Annotated in this window: 17 protein-coding genes; 11 read left to right on the forward strand and 6 right to left on the reverse strand. The window is 53.2% G+C overall.

Annotated elements, in window-relative coordinates; genetic code table 11:
* Positions 1-159 precede the first annotated feature (159 nt).
* Positions 160-867: a YhcN/YlaJ family sporulation lipoprotein gene (locus tag PVA01S_RS19600; RefSeq protein WP_244932997.1), complete on the reverse strand. Its 708-nt coding sequence runs from the start codon at positions 865-867 to the stop codon at positions 160-162.
* A 417-nt stretch (positions 868-1,284) separates the two neighbouring features.
* On the opposite strand from PVA01S_RS19600, the gene coxB reads away from it, so the two are divergent.
* From coxB to PVA01S_RS19630, 6 genes are all read left to right on the forward strand, one after another.
* Positions 1,285-2,322, forward strand: coding sequence for a cytochrome c oxidase subunit II (coxB, locus tag PVA01S_RS19605; RefSeq protein WP_127608985.1), 1,038 nt, complete (start codon positions 1,285-1,287; stop codon positions 2,320-2,322).
* Positions 2,323-2,392: 70 nt separating this feature from the next.
* Positions 2,393-4,204 (forward strand): cytochrome c oxidase subunit I, encoded by a 1,812-nt coding sequence (ctaD, locus tag PVA01S_RS19610; protein ID WP_155614721.1) that lies wholly within the window; start codon positions 2,393-2,395, stop codon positions 4,202-4,204.
* Complete coding sequence (locus PVA01S_RS19615) at positions 4,201-4,824, forward strand: cytochrome (ubi)quinol oxidase subunit III (protein WP_127608987.1); 624 nt, start codon at positions 4,201-4,203, stop codon at positions 4,822-4,824. Before ctaD ends, PVA01S_RS19615 begins: the two co-directional genes overlap by 4 nt.
* A 1-nt stretch (position 4,825) precedes the next feature.
* Entirely contained in the window at positions 4,826-5,143 is a 318-nt protein-coding gene (locus tag PVA01S_RS19620) for a cytochrome C oxidase subunit IV family protein (RefSeq protein WP_127608988.1), read from the forward strand.
* 121 nt (positions 5,144-5,264) lie between these two features.
* The gene (locus PVA01S_RS19625) at positions 5,265-6,143 is read left to right on the forward strand and encodes a cytochrome c oxidase assembly protein (protein ID WP_127608989.1); all 879 of its coding nucleotides are present in this window, start codon (positions 5,265-5,267) and stop codon (positions 6,141-6,143) included.
* Between the two features lie 44 nt (positions 6,144-6,187).
* Positions 6,188-6,652, forward strand: a complete 465-nt coding sequence (locus PVA01S_RS19630; protein ID WP_127608990.1) for a DUF420 domain-containing protein — start codon at positions 6,188-6,190, stop codon at positions 6,650-6,652.
* 67 nt (positions 6,653-6,719) lie between these two features.
* Here the strand turns inward: PVA01S_RS19630 and PVA01S_RS19635 are convergent, their stop codons facing one another.
* Positions 6,720-7,508 carry a C40 family peptidase gene (locus tag PVA01S_RS19635; RefSeq protein ID WP_127608991.1) on the reverse strand — a complete coding sequence of 263 codons (789 nt, stop codon included), beginning with the start codon at positions 7,506-7,508 and terminating at the stop codon, positions 6,720-6,722.
* Between the two features lie 174 nt (positions 7,509-7,682).
* Between PVA01S_RS19635 and PVA01S_RS19640 the strand changes: the two genes are divergently transcribed.
* A complete protein-coding gene (locus PVA01S_RS19640; RefSeq protein ID WP_127608992.1) occupies positions 7,683-8,741 on the forward strand; it encodes a redoxin domain-containing protein in 1,059 nt (352 codons plus the stop codon).
* A gap of 126 nt (positions 8,742-8,867) precedes the next feature.
* A complete protein-coding gene (locus tag PVA01S_RS19645) occupies positions 8,868-10,271 on the forward strand; it encodes an NAD-dependent malic enzyme (RefSeq protein WP_127608993.1) in 1,404 nt (467 codons plus the stop codon).
* Positions 10,272-10,488: 217 nt separating this feature from the next.
* Here the strand turns inward: PVA01S_RS19645 and PVA01S_RS19650 are convergent, their stop codons facing one another.
* Positions 10,489-11,325, reverse strand: coding sequence for an SPL family radical SAM protein (locus PVA01S_RS19650; protein ID WP_127608994.1), 837 nt, complete (start codon positions 11,323-11,325; stop codon positions 10,489-10,491).
* Positions 11,326-11,453: 128 nt separating this feature from the next.
* The gene (locus PVA01S_RS19655; RefSeq protein WP_127608995.1) at positions 11,454-12,419 is read right to left on the reverse strand and encodes an aldolase catalytic domain-containing protein; all 966 of its coding nucleotides are present in this window, start codon (positions 12,417-12,419) and stop codon (positions 11,454-11,456) included.
* A 363-nt stretch (positions 12,420-12,782) separates the two neighbouring features.
* Between PVA01S_RS19655 and PVA01S_RS26765 the strand changes: the two genes are divergently transcribed.
* Positions 12,783-12,947 carry a hypothetical protein gene (locus PVA01S_RS26765; protein WP_164751911.1) on the forward strand — a complete coding sequence of 55 codons (165 nt, stop codon included), beginning with the start codon at positions 12,783-12,785 and terminating at the stop codon, positions 12,945-12,947.
* Between the two features lie 153 nt (positions 12,948-13,100).
* Here the strand turns inward: PVA01S_RS26765 and PVA01S_RS19660 are convergent, their stop codons facing one another.
* Entirely contained in the window at positions 13,101-13,454 is a 354-nt protein-coding gene (locus PVA01S_RS19660) for a magnetosome magnetite crystal formation protein family (protein WP_127608996.1), read from the reverse strand.
* Positions 13,455-13,621: 167 nt separating this feature from the next.
* Here PVA01S_RS19660 and PVA01S_RS19665 point away from each other — a divergent pair, with 167 nt between their 5' ends.
* Entirely contained in the window at positions 13,622-14,050 is a 429-nt protein-coding gene (locus PVA01S_RS19665; protein WP_127608997.1) for a hypothetical protein, read from the forward strand.
* 185 nt (positions 14,051-14,235) lie between these two features.
* Positions 14,236-15,135 carry a cation diffusion facilitator family transporter gene (locus PVA01S_RS19670; protein ID WP_127608998.1) on the forward strand — a complete coding sequence of 300 codons (900 nt, stop codon included), beginning with the start codon at positions 14,236-14,238 and terminating at the stop codon, positions 15,133-15,135.
* 168 nt (positions 15,136-15,303) lie between these two features.
* On the opposite strand, the gene PVA01S_RS19675 is transcribed toward PVA01S_RS19670, so the two are convergent.
* Positions 15,304-16,569, reverse strand: coding sequence for a BaiN/RdsA family NAD(P)/FAD-dependent oxidoreductase (locus PVA01S_RS19675; RefSeq protein WP_127608999.1), 1,266 nt, complete (start codon positions 16,567-16,569; stop codon positions 15,304-15,306).
* Positions 16,570-16,673 lie beyond the last annotated feature (104 nt).

The raw sequence follows: 16,673 nt of genomic DNA on the forward strand, positions 1-16,673 counted from the left end.
TATAGAACCGATTTGAATGCGCCCGATAGCGGCCGGTACGGCAGCTGCGGACCATTTCTGAAATAATTACTTCTTATTAATAAAGCATTCTACAGCAATCCTGTACAAAAAGAAACTGCACACGCCGCGCATCGGCCATGTGCAGTCCGCTCGACGCGGCTAATATTCCCGTCCGTTGCCTTCCGCTTGATTCGGTATAGTCGGGGCCGTTCCGAAGGTAAGCTCCATCAGCTGGATGAATTGCGGTCGGTAGGGCTCCAGCGAACGCCCTTGCCAGCTCTCTTGAGCGATGCGGTTAAATTCATTGACAACCGTACGATTGGCGGAGATATACACGTCCGTCACACTAGGCTGCAGCGAACGAATCTTTTCAGCGATTTTTTGCTTGAACAGATGGGAGAGATGCTCGTGATGCATTTCCGTTTCGGCGCCGCTTCCCGTAATCAGCTGGTTCGGATCCGCATAGTCGTTCTCTGGGGTATAAGGATTATATAACCCTTTCACGATACCGTAATTATTGGTTTCGGTTCCTCTCACATCGCCGCCTCGCGTTCCGGTAGCTGTCATATCAATCGTTATGGCCGTATAAGCGTTGTTATCGCCCATCATGACGATCGCGCTGCTGACGCCGTCCATGGCGGCTACCTGATCGGACAGGTGCTGGTTCATCTCCAGCTTGGACACTTGATGCGTGACGGGAGCGTATTGCTGCTGGGTCTGATAAGCGCGGGACGTGTCCTGTCTCGGCATATCCCTTTTACTTCCATAGTTATTGGCGCTGTTGTAGTCGTACCAACTGAAGCAGCCGGTAACAATAAGGCAAAGCATCATTATGGCGGCCACGGATATCGATCGAAGAGTACGCAAACGAAAGCCCTCCTTCATGAATAGGAATCAGCGCATTGCAAACGATAGAATGCAGATTGTGTTCTGCTGGACGCGACTGCTGCTCCTTGACATTAGAATGGGTCTCCGAATGTGTTTTGATTCGCCTGTACGGGAGTCCAAAACATGCATAAACCGGCCGCTTTATGGAAATAACCTAATAGAACCGTATGTGAGGGTCTGCGCCATTCGAGAGGTCGGCCAAAACGCATTTTACAAAGAAGCCGAAAGCCTCGAAAAGCTTGATAAACCTAGACTTCCGAACGTTTTGTGAACTTTCCCAGATTCATTGACAAAAAACAGGGACGAATTTATAGTTATAATGGTAATTAGGTTCATTGACAAGATATGACCTATTTTGTTCGAAAAATACTTGCTTCATAAGGTGGGATTGATAAGATGATTCGATGGCAAAATCTGTGGCGTTTCATCCCTCTCTTCGGGTTGATGATGCTGCTGCTAACGGGGTGTGGGGACGATACGATTTCCGCCTTGAAGCCAAGGGGTCCGGTGGCCAGAGATCAGATGTTCCTGATGGAACTCAGCTTCGGGATCATGATTGCGGTCGTCGTTGTCGTGTTTGCGATTTATTTGTATGTCTTGGTTCGTTTTAGAAAGAAAAAAGGCGAGAAAGACATCATTCCGAAACAAGTGGAAGGCAGCCATACGCTGGAGATCATTTGGACGGTTATTCCGATTATCCTGCTCCTGGTTCTGGCGGTGCCGACGGTTCAATACACCTTCAAGGTGTTGGAGGACCACCGTGAAAACAAGGATGCGCTTACGGTCAAAGTAACGGCTCATGCTTTCTGGTGGCAGTTTGAATATCCGTCGCTGGGCATTTCCACGGCACAGGATCTGGTTATTCCAACGGGTAAGAAAATCGCTTTCGAACTAACTGCTTCCGATGTGAAACACTCCTTCTGGGTTCCTTCGCTCGGCGGTAAGATGGACACGAACCCGGGCTTGACGAACGTTTATTACTTGGAAGCCGACGATGCGGATACATTCTTGGGTAAATGTGCGGAGCTTTGCGGTGCGTCCCACTCCTTGATGGATTTCAAAGTCAAGTCGATGGAACCGGCTCAGTTCGATCAATGGGTTGCGAAGATGAAAGCGCCGGCGGCAATTCCTGCAGACGCCAAAGCCGGGGAGCAGATCTTTAAAGACAACTGCTTGTCCTGTCACGCGGTCAACGCGCAAGGGCTCGGCGCAGGACCGAACTTGAACGGTTTCGCTTCACGCGAGAAAATAGCCGGCATTATGCCGCATAACGAAGAGAGCTTGAAGCAATGGATCGCAGATCCTCAATCGGTGAAGCCGGGTGCGAAGATGCCTGCGTTTTCCGAAGGCGCGCCGAATGTAGCTAAAGCGCTTAAGGATCAAGAGATCAACGACTTGGTTAAATATTTGAATTCGCTGAAGTTGCCTCAGTAAACGAGCATCAGGGAAAAAGGAGGTTAAATACGTGGCTCACGCACACACGGTAAAACGGCACACCGGTCTGATGGACTGGCTGACGACGGTTGACCATAAAAAGATCGGTGTTCTGTATATGATCGCCGGCGGAATTTTCTTCTTACTGGGCGGAATCGAAGCGATTTTGATTCGTATTCAGTTGCTTTATCCGGATCAAAAGATTTTTATCGGCGATACGTTCAACCAATTAACAACCATGCATGGTACGACCATGATTTTCTTGGCGGCGATGCCGGTCATCTTCGCCTTTATGAATGCCATCGTTCCTTTGCAGATTGGGGCCCGGGACGTTGCGTTCCCGTTCGTAAACGCACTTGGTTTGTGGCTTTTCGTCTTCGGGGGCTTATTGCTCAATACGTCTTGGTTTTTGGGCGGCGCACCTGCCGCCGGCTGGACGGCTTACCCGCCGCTCTCCGGTATTGTAGATGCTACGGGGGCATTCAAGGGCGTTGACTTCTACGTGCTCGGTCTTCAGATTGCCGGTATCGGTACGCTGATCGGGGGGATCAACTTCCTGGTTACGATCATTAATATGCGTGCCCCGGGCATGACCTATATGAGAATGCCGATGTTCACTTGGGCATCGTTCATTACATCGTTGCTGATTTTGTTCGCTTTCCCTGCCATTACGGTCGGTCTTGTAGAATTGATGTTCGACCGGATTTTTGGCGGTGCTTTCTTTGATGTTGCGAAGGGCGGTAATCCGATTCTCTGGGAGCACATCTTCTGGATCTTCGGTCACCCTGAGGTTTATATCTTGATTTTGCCGGCTTTCGGTATTATTTCCGAGATCGTAGCTACATTCTCGCGTAAGCGTTTGTTCGGATACAGCTCCATGGTATTCGCAACGGCTTTGATCGGATTCCTGGGCTTCATGGTTTGGGCGCATCACATGTTTACAACGGGTATTGGCCCTGTCGGGGATGCCATATTCGGGGTTGCGACGATGGCGATCGCGATTCCGACCGGCGTCAAAATCTTTAACTGGCTGTTTACGCTGTGGGGCGGTCAAATTCGCTTTACAACAGCTAACATGTTCGCCACTTCGTTTATTCCGACGTTCACCATGGGTGGCGTAACGGGCGTTATGCTCGCCGTACCGGCGGCTGACTTCCAGTACCACGACACGTATTTCGTCGTTGCGCATTTCCACTACGTTATCGTAGGGGGCTTGGTTTTGGGCTTGTTCGCGGCTTCGTACTACTGGTGGCCGAAGATGTTTGGCCGCTTGTTGAACGAAACGCTGGGCAAAATCCACTTCTGGACATTTTTCATCGGCTTCCATATGACGTTCTTCCCGCAGCATTTCCTCGGCTTGATGGGGATGCCGCGCCGGGTGTTTACATTCCAGCCGGGCGTTGGCTTGGAACAAGGTAACTTTATCAGTACGATTGGCGCTTTCTTGATGGGTATCGGTATGATCGTGTTCCTGATCAATATCGCGGCTACTGCCAGAAAACCGATGAATGCAGGGTCAGACCCTTGGGATGCTCGTACGCTCGAGTGGACGATTCCGTCCCCGGCACCGGAATACAACTTCAAACAAACGCCTCTCGTACGCGGTTACGATGCGTTCTGGAAAGAGAAAATGGCGGGCAACAAAGAGATGACGCCGGCCGAGCCGCTGGGCTCGATTCATATGCCGTCGCCTTCGATTCTGCCTTTCCTGATGTCGCTCGGCTTGTTTATCGCCGGTTATGGCTTTATGTACCACATTTATATTGTAAGTATTCTCGGTATCGGGTTTACGCTCATATGTATGTTCTTCCGTTCCGTCTATGACGATCACGGCTTCCATATCGAGCCCGAAGAGTTAAACGATAAGGGGGTTAAGGCATGAGTGCAGCACATCATGAAGTAGGCGGTGCCCTGCCACCTCACGCGGAAACAGCAACCTTGGAAGGTAAGAATAAAGTTTTGGGCTTTTGGTTGTTCCTTGGCGGCGAATGCGTACTGTTCGGTACGTTGTTCGCTTCCTTCATCGCCCTCCGGAATCAAGTGCCGGACGGTCCGACGGCTCAGCATTTGTTCACGATGGATCTTGTTGCGATTTCAACGTTCATCCTGCTGACAAGCTCGTTGACCAGCGTATTTGCCACGATGGCGCTTCACCGCAATCAGTTCAAGAAGCTGCAAGCGTGGATGGCAGTAACCGTATTGCTCGGTCTGGCGTTCTTGGGTCTTGAAATTTACGAGTTTGTTCACTACGTGCACGAAGGCCACACGTTCTCGAAGAGCGCCTTCGCTACTTCGTTCTATACGTTGGTAGGGTTCCATGGAGCGCACGTTGCCTTCGGTGTGCTTTGGATTACCTTGTTGATTATTTCCGGGTTCAAAAAAGGTTTAACCGTGGTTACGGCGCCTAAGTATTACGTAGCCGGTTTGTACTGGCACTTTATCGACGTCGTTTGGGTATTCATCTTCACGGTCGTATACCTCCTCGGAAAGGTGGGTCCATAAGATGAGTAATCAGCACCAATCATCTTCGGCTGGAGATCATCGTCACCGTTTGGAAGGACCTCGAAACCATTACATTTCGTACATTGTTTCGATCGTGTTGACCATGCTGGCTTTCGCCGTGGTTCTGTACGGCGGTTTGGATCGCACGTTTATTATCTTCTTCCTTGTTGGTTTGGCCGTTGTCCAGGTCATTTTCCAGCTTGCTTATTGGATGCACATGAAGGATCGGGGCCACTTTTTCCCGATCATCGGGTTAGCATTCGGAACGTTTGTTGCACTTACAGCTGTTGCGGCCGGTGTTTACTGGCTCTGGTGGTAAGATAGAAGAGAGGCGGCTTGTCATTATTGAAAGCCCCTCTTTTTTAAAATACTTTGGGAAAAAATTCACGAATCAGACACAGACTCGAATTTGGGGCTACGCCCGAAAGGAGTTAACCGATATGGATTCCACTGTTTCCCATTCAGGACATGGAGCAGCGGGAACGTTTGCCGAGTTGTGGAGCCCAGGCCTGCTCCTGCTGCTGCTTGTTGTCGGTGTGTTGTATACGTTATGCGTTAACGCTTGGCGGCATCGGTTTGCGGACAGCGAACCCGTACCCCTCAAGCTGCAGCTGTACGGTTGGCTTGGTTTAATCCTATGGTATGCCGCGGAAGGAAGCCCGCTGGCCTATTACGGGCATCACTATTTTTTCAGTGTGCACATGTTTCAGCAGTCCATCTTGTATTTAATTATGCCGCCGCTCCTGCTGCTCGGCTTGCCGGGATGGCTTATGCGCTCCGCGATCCAAGGGGAAACGGCTAAGCGTGTCGTGTATATAATGACCAATCCCGTGCTTGCGTTGTTTTTGTTCAACTTTATTTTTTCGGTTTATCATATCCCGGTCGTGATGGATTGGTTGATGACTCATCCTACGATTCTCACGCTCTATAAGGCGGTCTTCTTGCTGTCGGCGTTTATGCTCTGGTTTCCTGTGTTTTGCCCGATGCCCGAGTACAGCCGGATGTCCGAGCTGAAGAGAATGGCGTACATTTTCATCAATGGGGTGCTGCTAACGCCCGCTTGTGCGCTCATTATTTTCGCCAAAGACCCGATGTACGCGATGTATTCGGCTGTGCCCGAGTATCATCTGCTGCTCCCGATGCTCGACGATCAGCAGTTGGGCGGAGTCATCATGAAAATCGTCCAGGAAATCGTTTACGGCATGGCACTCGGCTACACGTTCTACCGTTGGTACCGAAGGGAACGTAAACGCGAGGATGAGGAAGAGTTTGCGGACGATGATTATTATCCGGCGTCAGGGAATGTGAACCGAGCCTAAGCTATATCGAATAGATTGAGTTGCGAATGGTGGTGGACTAGTTTATGAAGCTTTCCGTTTTGCTGCCTACGATCAGTACGAGCTTTATCGTCATAAGCGCGATATTCGTTGCATTCGGATGGTATCATATTGTTAAGGGCAACCGGGATACGCATAAGAAGCTGATGTTGTGGGGCGCGGGCTTCGCGCTTGCCTTCTTTCTGATTTATGCGAGCCGCACGATTTTTGTCGGCAACACAAGCTTCGGCGGGCCGGAAGAGCTGAAGCTGGCGTATCATTTATTTTTGTTCTTCCATATAGCGCTGGCTACCGCTGCGGGCGTTTTCGGTATCGTAACGCTGCTGCATGCGTTTAATGAGCGTTTTGCCAAACATAAGAAAATCGGGCGCTGGACAGCCGTTATGTGGCTGTTGACTGCACCGACGGGCGTCGCGGTGTACACGCTGCTGTATGTGTTGTATCCGGGCGGCGAAACGAAACCGATGATCGATGCAATCTTCGGGCTATAAGCAGAAAGAAAGAAGACCTTCCTCAAGGGCAATTCGGGGAAGGTCTTCTTTCTTTGGTATAACAACATTATTTTAAAGCGCTGCCGCCGAACATAAAGCGGTATTCCCAGTGCTTGTTCTCGATACTATCGATCCGAACCCCGCCGGATTCCTTGGAGTATGTATGCAAAACTTTGCCTTCCCCTAGGTAAATGCCGACATGAGTGATGCGCTGATTGGCCTTGTTGGACGGGTATGACGATTTGCTGCTTCCGCGATACTCCATGAAGAACATCAGGTCGCCGGGCTTTAGGCTTTTCCAGTTCGTTGTCGTATTCCCAAGTGACTTGACATAGCTGCCTTGGGCGCGGGAATCGCTCGGGAGCGTCACGCCGGCACCTTCCTTGAAGGCTTGACGGACGAAGTCAGAGCAGTCGAAAGTACGGGTATTGGAACGGTCTGACCCATACTCGTAAGGGGTGCCCAAGTACTTCTTGCCAGCCGCGATTATTTTATCAATGGCTGCTGTCGTATTGCCCGTCGAGGGAGCTGTTGTCGACCCGCCGGAAGGCGTCTCGGAACTGATCGGAGAGGAGTCCGATACCCGGACGTATTTGCTGCTCGTTGAGATATAGCCGGTGCGGCCCTGGTCGTCTTGCACTTGATACCACCAGGCGTTGACTTTGGACAGGATGGTAACCTTTTCTCCGGCTTTGAGGTAACCGTATGCAGCTGAACTTGTATCAGGTTGTTTACGGAAGTTCACGCTGCTTGTAATCGTACCGGTGGCGGCGGCGTGGGCTTGATCGGCGTATGCGGCCAAGGACCCGACCGTAAACGTGGCGGCAAGGACAACGGCAACGATTTGCTTTTTCATAGAAATTCCCTCCTGCAGTTCTAGGTGTTGTGGTATGCATGTAAGTGCCGACGCTTCCGCGATTGCCGGGAATCGGCTTCGTTCGTGGGACGCGACAACAAGTTGACAACGGACGGCAGACCGTTCCACAATGGAATTATAGCCAGATGAAAGGGAGACAGGTGAACGTCAACGATGAATACATGGACATGGGGACCGCTTGTCCTCCATTACAACATGCTGCTGATCATGGGTGCGATTGCGGCGGGCTACGGCGCGCTGCACCTGCGGTTGCTTCGGAGATCCGATAGAGGCATTGTTACGTCGATTGCCGTCAATGCGCTGCTTGTGTGGGTGCTTGTCTGGAAATTAAGTTTGCTGCTGCTGGATTTTCGCGCTGTATTGGAAAATCCGATGTCGCTGCTTTATTTTAACGGCGGTCGGCGCGGAGTTTGGCTTGCTTGGCTGCTCTCGGCCGGATATGCAGCAATCGCTGCTGAGAAAAGAAAAATAGGCAGACCTGTTTATATCGATTCGTTAGCCGTCTCGGTTTTGGGGGGGTATGCGATATTTCATGCGCTGCATTTTATAATGAGCGGCTTTCAGCCGGTCACATCGGGCATCATTGGGGCGTTGGGCGCGGCAGCCGCCATCGTTTGGCTGCGTTCCCCTTTGCCGGAGACCCATCGCGCGTCGGTGCAGAGGCTGCTAGTCATTGCGATTGGCTGGGTGCTGGTCATTACAGTGGCGAACGGCCTGTTTGACAAGCCGGGGGGGCCGCCTGCGGCGGGAACAGCGGAAGGAGTGCCCGGACTGGGCGTCGGACAGCAGGCCCCTGATTTCGAGCTAAAACTGCTGAATGGGGAAACCATCCGATTGTCGGATTACAGGGGCCAAACCGTGTTTGTTAATTTTTGGGCGACCTGGTGTCCGCCTTGTCAGGCGGAGATGCCGTATATGCAGCAATTTTACTCGGATTATGCAAGAGACGGCGTGGTGATTCTGGGCGTTAACGCGACGCATACCGAGGCTAGCGTACCGGTCGTTGCGGCGTGGGTTAAGGAATGGAAGATTACCTTCCCGATTGCGCTTGACACGACGGGGGGCGTGATGGATACTTACCGCGTGAATGCCTACCCGGCTACGTATGTCGTCGACCCCGACGGCGTCATTCGGGAGAAGCATCCCGGGCCGATGAACGGTGATATGCTGATGTCGGCATGGGAGAAAATAACAAATAAAAGTGAAAAATGATTCTAATAGGGGTGCAAGCTCTTTTTCATTTGCATAAAAAACCTTACGCATGATACCATGAATCTATTGGCAGGTCATATATACGTTTTCGTGACATCACTTTTCAGTTGAAGGAAGGGAATCAGCGTGGCACAGACAAGTATTATTTTGCGTGTGGAGCTCAATCATGAGCAAGTAACGTTCGGAGATGTAGCTGCAACAATCAGTAAAGTAGGGGGAGACATCACCTCGATCGACGTTATTCGTCCCGGCAAGGAATCGTCGGTACGCGATATTACCGTCGATGTGGCGGAATCCGCCGAGTCGCAGGTGGTTGAAGCGTTGAAATCGCATGACGGGATCAAGCTGATTAACGTATCCGACCGTACGTTTCTCGTGCATCTAGGCGGGAAAATCAACATGCAGCCGAATCTGCCGATCAAAAACCGCGACGACTTGTCCCGTGTTTACACCCCTGGGGTGGCTAGAGTTTGTACCGCAATTCATGAAAATCCGAGAAAAGCTTACTCGCTTACGATAAAACGCAATACGGTAGCCGTCGTCACCGACGGAACGGCAGTGCTCGGACTGGGCGACATCGGTCCGCATGCAGCCGCGCCTGTCATGGAAGGGAAAGCGATGCTGTTCAAGCAGCTCGCCGGCGTCGATGCGTTCCCGATTTGTCTGGATACGAAGGATACGGAAGAAATTATTCGTACTATTAAAGCGATCAGCCCGATTTTCGGAGGCATTAACCTGGAGGATATCAGCTCTCCGCGATGCTTCGAGATCGAGACACGCCTGAACGAGGAGCTCGATATACCGGTGTTTCATGACGATCAGCACGGAACGGCTGTCGTCGTTATCGCGGGTTTGCTGAATGCCTTGAAAGTGGTCGGTAAACGAATCGAGAACGTCCGCGTTGTGGTCAACGGAATCGGAGCGGCAGGCGTATCGATCTGCAAAATGCTGCTCGCCGCAGGGGTGACGCGCTTGGTGCCTGTCGACCGCGAGGGTGCCATCGTTCACGGAGGCAGCTATCCTTACCCGATGTGGCAGTGGTTGGCCGACCAGCCGCAAGTCGAAGATAAGGCCGGAACGCTGAAGGACGTTATTCAAGACGCCGACGTGTTTATCGGTGTATCGCGGGGCGGTTTGCTGAACGAGGACGACATCAAGAAAATGAAGCCGGACAGCATCGTCTTCGCGATGGCGAATCCGGAACCGGAAATTGCGCCGGAGGAAGCGCTCCCGCATGTTCGTGTGTTTGCAACAGGTCGAAGCGACTATCCGAACCAAATCAATAACGTACTCGTGTTCCCCGGTATTTTCCGTGGGGCGCTCGACTGCCGGGCACGGCGGATCAACGAGCCGATGAAGCTGGCGGCCGCCCGCGCAATCGCTTCGGTTGTTACCGAAGCGGAGCTGAACGAGCACTACATCATCCCGAGTATATTTAACGACAAGGTCGTGACGAAGGTTCGCCACGCAATTATCGAAGCCGCTATCCTAACCGGGGTGGCAAGACGGATTCCGCCGGATTTCCGGTAGGATCGTGCAGGAAGAGAGAAGGCGTGGCCCAAAGGGTAACCCCTTGATGAAGACAGTTTTTCAAGAATAAACGAATAACCCTCCAAAACCACTGTTAAAGTGGAGTTGGGGGGTTATTTTTTAACTCGCGATACTACATCAATAGCGGATAGCCCGCAAGGCCAACTTGCGAAGAAACGCGTCGAACGCCCGTCCGCCCGGTCGGCTCCCGCCCGCTTCAGGGCATAAAGCCCTCTTGGCTCACGCGTATCCGCTGCGCCTCGAATCGCCGCGCGAGCTGCTCCCGCACGCGCAAGTACGCGCCGCGGTCGTACCACGCGTCGTACCCGTTCGCGCGATACAGCTCGCGCATACCAAGCCTCTCCGTCCGGCGCCCCTGGCTGCCGTCGCCCATAAAATAATCGTCGATCACCACGCGATCGACACCGGTTTCCGCCAGCCGGTCGGCCAGCCCGTCGCTGCACGGCAGCACGGGCGACACGGCGGCCTGCGTCGGCACCCCCGCCTCGGCGAGCCGCCGCAAGGCCTCGAATCGGGCGGCAATCGGCGGCGCCGCCGGCGTGAACAGCTTCCGGACCGACTCCATGTCGGTCTCAATGGTCAGGCTGACGCGGACGCGGGGCCCGAGCCGCCGCAGCACGTCGATATCTCGCGTGACCAACGGGCTGCGCGTCTGCACCATCACGAAGGCGAGCTCCTCGGGCGGGGATGCCGCCATGACCTCCAGCCAAGACCGCGTCAGACAGGCGCGGAACTCCTCAGGCTGGTAGGGGTCCGTCGCGGACGACATGAATACCGTAACCGGTTTTTTGCGTCCGGCACGCTTCAGCTCCCGGCTCAACAAGCTGGCTGTATTTGCTTTTACGTCCACCCAATCGCCCCAAGGCGAGCCGCGAAATTTTGCGACCGGCATCTCCCGCACATAGCAGTATGAGCAAGCGAAGGCACAGCCTACATACGGATTTAACGTGTGCGTGTACCCGCTCAAGAAGCCCGATGCGGGAAGGAGCAGCCGCTTGGGCGCTGTGACTTTGATGGATTTTTGACGGGACATAAGCTTCAGCACGAATCCTTTCCGAATGACTGTTGGAGCCGGTGGCCGCTTCAGAGGCTGCGCGCCAATAGAGAAACCCGATTCTCCGCCGCTGCAGCAGCATGGAAAACCGGGTCAGATGTGTGCTATTAGTCAGTGGAGCCGGTCGGCATCACTTCCGGGGAAGTCAGCTTGTCGTAGAACTCCGTAAATTTGTCCTTGTCGTCGCTGGAGCGAATGGCCATCGCGGCACGCGGGTGATCGTTCAGGACGCCGGCGATCATGTAAGGGATGATGTAACCCCACTCCCATTTCTCGCGCATCGAAATCATGTGTTTCTCGATAATGCCGAGCACCGGACGAAGATCGTATTTCGGGTTTTTCAAGTAGCTGACGAGCAGTTCAGTCGGACAGTTGCCCGCTGCGCGACCCATTCCGTAGACGGACGTGTCGAGGAACTCGACGCCTTTGCTCGCACCCGTGATCGTGTTGGAGAACGCCAGCTGCATGTTGTTGTGCATGTGCAGGCCGAGCTTCTTGTTCGGAAGCAGTCGTTGGAATTTGGACACCAGGTAGTCGATGTCTTTGTGATCCATGCTGCCGTAGGAGTCGACGACGTACACGACATCGACCGGGCTTTTGGCGATTTCTTCGAACGCTTCGTTCAGATCATTCTCCATCACATGCGAAAGCGCCATGATGTTGATCGTCGTTTCATAGCCGTAGTCGTGGAATTTTTGCACCAGATCGAGCGCTTTGTCCACATCTTTAATGTAACAAGCGACGCGGATCAGATCCAACATGCTTTGATCGCGCGGGAGAATATCCTTCTCATCCACACGGCCGATATCGACCAACGCGGAAAGCTTCGTACTGGTTTTTTGGGGGATGACTTCCTTCAGGAAATCCTCGTTAAGGAAGCGCCAAGGGCCGGCATCAGCACCTTTCAGCAATTTGGCCGAGTTTTTGTAACCAATTTCCATATATTCGACGCCGGCTTCGCTTAGACCCTGGTACATGTCCTTCACGAATTGGACGCTAAAGTCCCAGTTATTCACTAAACCGCCGTCGCGGATCGTACAATCCAAAATTTTGTGGTGTGTGTCGCGTGTCATCAAAATTACCCCTCTCCAAATTAACAAGTGCTCGCTGACATCTTTCGGGCTTTTAAGCTTTTTAGCTTTTAAGCGGTAAAGTGTTTTATTAATTACTAATTTTACACAGTTTTTTGTATTTGTCAATCATAACAAATTCCAGAACGAGTGGCAATTTCCTTATATATTGAAAAATCAGTCGGCCAACCGTTGTGCAGGGCGACCTGCTATCAAAATCTAATATAATATACAAATAGTATCTATAATGAGAGGGAGGAGGAACGCTTTTACAGGAAGTTCACTAAGAATAAGATCATTGACTCGGGAGGATCCAAGTACATTCGTAAAATCGCATCGTTTACCTTATTCGTCATGTTGTTCGTCATGATCGTCCCGTTCGCTGCTTGGGGCGCCGGACCGGTCGCTTCAACCGAGGCCGCGTCCTTGCTCGTGCAGGATCAGGACGAGCCGGTATGGCCGAAACCGCTCACGTATTTGGATTTAGGCGACTCGCTTGCAGCCGGGGATGACGCCGCCGCAAAAAAATGAATTTGCGCCGCAGCAGAACGCTTCAAGGGCTCAAGCGGCCGTGCTGCTGAAGCGGCTTTTGACCGGACTGAAATTCGTCAACTAGGCAGCAGGCGGCAGCCGTCATACCCAAAAAGGCGTTTCATCCTAGGGATAAAGCGCCTTTTTTTGATCCTAGGGATGCTTAATGATCTCAATACGGCCGATCAGCGGCAGCGGCTTCATATCCCCGTTGATCGCATTCATCATCCCGATCACGCAGAATACGAGGCACACGAGGTGGGCTAAAGGCACGAGCAGCAAATTGAGCAGAGGAATAAGTCCCAGTAAGATGTTGCAAGCGATCAAGGCGAGCAGCAGCATAAGGCCTTGATTGGCGTGATACATCGCAAAGCGTGAATGGTTCGCGGCGAGCAGCGGCACAAAAAACAACAGATAAGCGATAGCGGCAACGGCCTTGTTGGCCCGCACATCTTCCGGCGTCGGAGAGGGGGAGCCTTGCGGCGGCGTCTGTCCGGGGTCAGACATCGGTGGAACACCTCCTTTCTCAGGTCTGGATGCGGAAGAGCTTCCCAGATTAGCCGCTACCATCTTATGCCGATAGCCGTTCGAGTATGTTCGCCTTTCCGAGGAATAACCGTAAAGCGATGGGGCAACCTAAATCCAGCCATATCCAAGAAAGGAACGAGGCACACATGACCCACACCCCGATCTTTTTTCAATTCGAGACGAACCAGGAAGCTTATATGGCGCTTGATACGCTGGAGGAGCTTGGCTACAAGGTCAGCCTGCATACGGAGACGAAGAGCCCCGTTCTGCACGTCATCGTCGATCGCAATGATCTGACGTCGGCTCTCGAAGTCGCGCAAGCTCACGGCGGTCGGCTGCTGGAGGGGCAAGCATCTCCGTCCGAGATTTCGACGTATGCCATGGCATACGATCCGGACGGGCTCATTCCGATTCCCGCCCACTTCGTGAACGAGGTTGAACCGGATGAAGCCGAGGTTCATTTATCCGCCTCGGCTTACTCGAACCGCTCGAGCGGCGCCTACAAGGATGAGCACGCGAAATTCGACCCGTCCGGGGAAGATTACGACGGCTTCGACGCGGGTATTCATTTATAGTGGATTAGGCCAAAACCGTTGGACAAGTCCCACAACATTTGACCGGGAAAACAAAGTTGCCCTGCGCCTATTTTTATTAGCTCGGAAAACACTGTTTCTCTAGACCCACACCTCATTCGTTTGCTATGATGGGTTGGGACTTCGGGAATGATAGGGTTTTTCAATAGAGGATGGAGGGAAACACTGTGGATTCCTATGATTCTTTGAAAGAGGGCGAAAAGGGCGCGTGGCTTAGTATCGTCGCCTATGTTTTTTTGTCCGCTTTTAAAATAACCATAGGTTATATGACCGGTTCGGAAGCGCTCGCGGCGGACGGAATTAACAATACGACGGATATCGTCGTTTCACTGGCGGTGCTGATCGGGCTTCGCATTTCCCGGAAGCCGCCGGATCGCGATCATCCGTATGGGCATAAACGGGCGGAGACGATCGCTTCGCTCATCGCTTCGTTTATTATGGCAGCAGCAGGCCTGCAGGTTGTCTTGCAAGCGGGCCGCAGCTTCTTCGCCGATGAGCGCACGGCGCCGGACATGCTGGCCGCCTGGGTAGCTCTGGCTTGCGCCGCCGTCATGTGGGGCGTGTACGTTTACAATTACCGGTTGGCCAAACGGATCGAGAACCAATCGCTGATGGCCGCTGCGCAGGACAATCGTTCCGACGCGCTCGTCAGTATAGGCGCCGCCGTCGGCATCATCGGATCGCGGCTTGGCTTTCCGGTACTCGATGCAGTAGCGGCGCTGATCGTCGGTCTTATTATTTTGAAAACGGCTTGGGAAGTGTTCTCCCATGCATCGCATACGTTGACGGACGGCTTCGACGACCAGCGGCTGAAGGTGTTCAAGCAGACCGTCAAGACAACGCCGGGCGTCAAGCGCATTAAGGATATCCGCGCCCGCATTCACGGCAACAGCGTGCTGCTTGACGTGGTCGTCGAGGTAAGCGCCGAATTGTCCGTCGGCGAAAGCCACGATATCAGCGATGAAATCGAACGGCGGATGCTCAGAGAGCATCGGGTGAACAATGTGCATGTGCATATCGAGCCTTTCGAAGAGCAAGAAAAAAACGGCAACCAACCTTATCGATAAGGGGTCGCCGTTTTTTTATGAGCAGCGCTTAAACAGAACGCGGTGCGGCAGGACAAGCGGATGCGCTTCTGGCGAAGGCGGCGGCCGGAAAACGAGTGCGCCATTCCGCGCCCGCGATGCCGACGATCAACGACCTCGCAGCCGCCGTGAAGCTGTGAAACTGTGGAACTAACTCCTTGCAAATTCCGCTGCGCTTTTCCCTGCCGTATACCCGGTTGTGAATGCCGCCGTGATGTTGTAGCCGCCGGTATAGCCGTGAATGTCCAGCACTTCGCCGCAAAAGTACAGCCCAAGCTTCAGCTTTGACTGCATCGTCCGCGGATCGACCTCCTTCAGGTTGACGCCGCCGCCGGTGACGAAAGCTTCTTCAAGCGATAGCGTGCCGTTCACTTCCACGGGAAACGCCTTCAGCAGCTTCGCCATATCCATCCATGGCTGCTTCGGAATGTTATCGAACGTGACGTCTTCCTTAATACCCGCCCGTTCGAGCACGAAAGGAACGAGCCGTTCCGGGAGGAGCGGTTTCAAGACGTTCTTGGCCGCTTTCTTCGGCTCGTGCCGGGCCAGCCGATACGTATCGGTGTACACCTCATCCACGCTCTTATCGGGAAACAAATCGATCGTCAGCCGCACGCTCGGGACGTTAAACTGCTTCTTCGCCTTCACGACGAACTGGCTGCAGCGCAGCGCGGCCGGGCCGGACAAGCCGAAGTGGGTGAACAGCAGGTCGCCTTCGTGTTCGACGATTTTCTTCCCCTTCGGAGTCCAGACCGATAACGTAATGCCGCGCAGCGATAACCCTTGCAGCTCCTTGCTGCGAATCCACGGTTCGTTCGACGTTAGCGGCACTTCCGTCGGATACAGCTCGGTGATCGTATGACCGGCGGCCTCTGCCCAAGGGTATCCGTCGCCGGTCGAGCCGGTTTGCGGCACCGACTTGCCCCCGGTGGCGATAATGACGGCGCGTCCGTTAATCCGTTCGCCGGTGGTCAATTCGACGCCCCATGCGCGCTCCTCATCGTACAACACCCGGCGAACCGGGCTGTTGACACGAATGGAGACGCCTTGATGGCGCACGCGATTCACAAGCGCATCCACCACGGTCTTGGCCTTGTCGCTCACCGGGAACATGCGCCCGCGGTCTTCCTCCTTCAAGCGGATGCCCATCCCTTCGAAGAAGGCGATGATGTCGCGATTGCTGAATGTCGCAAGAGCGCTATGCAGGAAGCGTCCGTTGCCCGGAATATGCTTGATCAGTTCATCCGGCTCTTTGGCATTCGTCACATTGCAGCGGCCTCCGCCCGAAATTCCGAGCTTGCGCCCCAGTTTATCCCCTTTGTCCACCAACAAAACCTTTGCACCGTGCTCGCTTGCAGCCACGCTGGCCATCAATCCGGCTGAGCCTCCGCCGATTACAATTACGTCATAAGCCATTCGTTATGCTCCTATATGGTTTCATTTGTTTTCATTGTACCGTAATTTTTTCCGACAAAAATAGTGATATTCCTGCAACGTGCTTTGACATTTTCTATAGCAGA

It is taken from the genome of Paenibacillus validus NBRC 15382, from assembly GCF_004000985.1.
GTDB classification, from domain to species: Bacteria; Bacillota; Bacilli; order Paenibacillales; family NBRC-103111; genus Paenibacillus_G; species Paenibacillus_G validus.

Bases quoted from the DNA above. Each gene is read 5' to 3' on its own strand.
- coxB (WP_127608985.1), top strand. From the start codon at position 1,285: ATGATTCGATGGCAAAATCTGTGGCGTTTCATCCCTCTCTTCGGGTTG.
- ctaD (WP_155614721.1), top strand. From the start codon at position 2,393: ATGGACTGGCTGACGACGGTTGACCATAAAAAGATCGGTGTTCTGTAT.
- PVA01S_RS19615 (WP_127608987.1), top strand. From the start codon at position 4,201: ATGAGTGCAGCACATCATGAAGTAGGCGGTGCCCTGCCACCTCACGCG.
- PVA01S_RS19620 (WP_127608988.1), top strand. From the start codon at position 4,826: ATGAGTAATCAGCACCAATCATCTTCGGCTGGAGATCATCGTCACCGT.
- PVA01S_RS19625 (WP_127608989.1), top strand. From the start codon at position 5,265: ATGGATTCCACTGTTTCCCATTCAGGACATGGAGCAGCGGGAACGTTT.
- PVA01S_RS19630 (WP_127608990.1), top strand. From the start codon at position 6,188: ATGAAGCTTTCCGTTTTGCTGCCTACGATCAGTACGAGCTTTATCGTC.
- PVA01S_RS19635 (WP_127608991.1), bottom strand. From the start codon at position 7,508: ATGAAAAAGCAAATCGTTGCCGTTGTCCTTGCCGCCACGTTTACGGTC.
- PVA01S_RS19640 (WP_127608992.1), top strand. From the start codon at position 7,683: ATGAATACATGGACATGGGGACCGCTTGTCCTCCATTACAACATGCTG.
- PVA01S_RS19650 (WP_127608994.1), bottom strand. From the start codon at position 11,325: ATGTCCCGTCAAAAATCCATCAAAGTCACAGCGCCCAAGCGGCTGCTC.
- PVA01S_RS19655 (WP_127608995.1), bottom strand. From the start codon at position 12,419: ATGACACGCGACACACACCACAAAATTTTGGATTGTACGATCCGCGAC.
- PVA01S_RS26765 (WP_164751911.1), top strand. From the start codon at position 12,783: ATGATCGTCCCGTTCGCTGCTTGGGGCGCCGGACCGGTCGCTTCAACC.
- PVA01S_RS19660 (WP_127608996.1), bottom strand. From the start codon at position 13,454: ATGTCTGACCCCGGACAGACGCCGCCGCAAGGCTCCCCCTCTCCGACG.
- PVA01S_RS19665 (WP_127608997.1), top strand. From the start codon at position 13,622: ATGACCCACACCCCGATCTTTTTTCAATTCGAGACGAACCAGGAAGCT.
- PVA01S_RS19675 (WP_127608999.1), bottom strand. From the start codon at position 16,569: ATGGCTTATGACGTAATTGTAATCGGCGGAGGCTCAGCCGGATTGATG.